We start from the raw sequence: 2,384 nt of genomic DNA on the forward strand, positions 1-2,384 counted from the left end.
GCGGCGGCCTTGCGCGGTTCCATCCAGCGCACGCTCGCCGAGCACGAGCCGGTCGGAGCCCCCGCGACCTGGGTGCTGTCGAACCACGACGTGACGCGTCCGGCGACCCGCTACGGCCGCGCCGACTCCTCGTTCGCGTTCGCCCGCAAGAGGTTCGGCATCCCGACCGATCTGGCCCGCGGCACGCGCCGCGCCCGCGCCGCCGCGATGCTCGCGGCGGCCCTTCCCGGCAGCATGTACATCTATCAGGGGGACGAGCTCGGCCTGCCCGAGGTCGAGCTGCCACGCGAGGTCATCGAGGACCCGATGCACTTCCGGTCCGAGGGTGTCGACCCTGGTCGGGACGGATGCCGCGTCCCGCTGCCGTGGTCGGGATCCCGCCCGCCGTACGGCTTCGGCGCGGCCGCCACATGGCTTCCTCAGCCGCCGGACTGGGCGCCGCTCACCGTCGAGGCGCAGGAGGACGACGCCGCGTCGATGCTCGCGCTCTACCGCGAGGCACTGCGGGTGCGCCGCGCCGCCGACGACCTTCGCGGCGAGCGGCTGTCGTGGCTGGAACTCGGTGCCGACGTGCTGGCATTCCGCCGCGGCGAACGCACCGTCTCGATGACGAACTTCGGCTCGGTGGCGGTTCCACTGCCCGCGCACCGTCGCCTGCTGCTCGCCAGCGCCGCGCTCTCGGGCCCCGGCTCCGACGATGTCCTGCCCCCCGACTCCACCGTGTGGCTCGAGCTGTGAGCCGCCACGGATCCCGGAGCGCGCGTCCGCGTCACGGCCGCGTGACATGAGCACCACTCACAGCAGAAACCGAAAGGACCAGACAATGACGTCCACGACCCGGCGCGCCGCCACCGGCGCGCTCGCACTCACCACCGCGGCAGTCCTGCTCGCCGGCTGCGCGAACGCCGGAGGCGACGCCGACGGCACCGTCACGATCGCCGTCGCCACCGACGCCGGTCTCGAGCAGGAGGCCCGTGACAACTTCGACGCCCGCGTCGAGGCGTTCGAGAAGGACAACCCCGACATCGACGTCGAGGCGCGCGAGTACACCTGGACCGCCCCGACGTTCACGACCGACCTGGCCGCCGGCACGCTCCCCGACGTGTTCCCGATCCCGTTCACCGACGGTCGAGGGCTCATCGCAAACGAGCAGATCGCCGACATCTCCGACCTCGTGGCTGCGCTGCCATACGCCGACCAGTTCAACCCGAACATCGCGCAGGCAGGACAGGCGGACGACGGCGGCCAATGGGCCGTCCCGATCGCCGCGTACGGTCAGGGCCTGCACTACAACCGCGCGCTGTTCGAGGCCGCGGGGCTGGACCCCGACGCTCCGCCGGCGACGTGGGACGAGGTGCGCGAGGCGGCGAAGCAGATCGCGGATGCCACGGGCCAGGCCGGCTACGCGACGATGACGTCCGGGAACACCGGCGGGTGGATCCTCACCACGCTCGTCAACGCCTTCGGCGGCCGGACCGAGAACGGTGACGCCACGGCGCCGACGATCGATGCCGACCCGGCGGTCGCAGAGGTGCTGCAGTATCTTCACGATCTGCGCTGGGGCGACAACTCGATGGGCTCCAACTTCCTCTACGACTGGGGCACGATCAACCAGGACTTCGCCTCCGGACGAATCGGCATGTATGTGTCGGGTGGTGGCAACTACGGCAACCTGGTGACCCAGAACGCTCTCAACCCCGACGACTACGGCCTCACTGTCCTCCCGCTGCAGGGTGCGGACCCAGGTCTGCTCGGCGGCGGTACGCTCGCCGCGGTCAACCCCAAGGCGAGCGAGGCCGAGCAGGCCGCCGCCGTGAAGTGGATCGATTTCTACTACCTCGCCAAGCTCACCGACGAGGACACCGTGGTCGAGACGGCCGAGCTCGCCGCGTCGCTCGACCAGCCTGTCGGGGCTCCCGAGCTGCCGATCTTCGATCAGGAGCAGTACCAGCAGTACCAGTCGTGGATCGAGCCCTTCGTCAACGTGCCCGTCGAGCAGATGGCGCCCTACACAGAAGCCATCTTCGACCAGCCGCTCATCGCCGAGCCCCGCGTCGCGACCCAGGACGTCTACGCGCTGCTCGACACCGTCGTGCAGGCGGTCCTGACCGACGAGACCGCCGACATCCCGGCGCTCCTCGCCGACGTGCAGTCGCAGGCCGAGGCGCTGTACGCCGAGGCCGAGTGACCGCAGCGGGTCTCCCGGGACGGGGCGCCCCCCATCCTGGGAGACCCGGCTCGACGCGGGACCGACCCGACAGGACTGACATGACACAGCTGACACCGACGACCGCGCCGCCGGCCGTCGAGACCGCCGACACGATCGAACGCGCGGCGGCCGCCGCGCCCCGCCGCCGGCCGGGCGTCCGTGGCTGGTTCCGCGG

Annotated in this window: 2 protein-coding genes; both read left to right on the forward strand. The window is 71.3% G+C overall.

The window, feature by feature from the left end; translation table 11 throughout:
• Positions 1-738: alpha-amylase family glycosyl hydrolase (locus EIO58_RS16350; RefSeq protein WP_127820372.1), on the forward strand; the 738-nt coding region annotated here is incomplete at its 5' end.
• An 85-nt stretch (positions 739-823) separates the two neighbouring features.
• Positions 824-2,188, forward strand: a complete 1,365-nt coding sequence (locus EIO58_RS16355; protein WP_127820373.1) for an ABC transporter substrate-binding protein — start codon at positions 824-826, stop codon at positions 2,186-2,188.
• Positions 2,189-2,384 lie beyond the last annotated feature (196 nt).

The sequence above is a fragment of the Microbacterium sp. CPCC 204701 genome (assembly GCF_004010105.1).
Lineage (GTDB): Bacteria > Actinomycetota > Actinomycetes > Actinomycetales > Microbacteriaceae > Microbacterium.

Excerpts from the sequence above, each read along its gene's own strand:
- EIO58_RS16355 (WP_127820373.1), top strand. The coding sequence starts at position 824 with ATGACGTCCACGACCCGGCGCGCCGCCACCGGCGCGCTCGCACTCACC.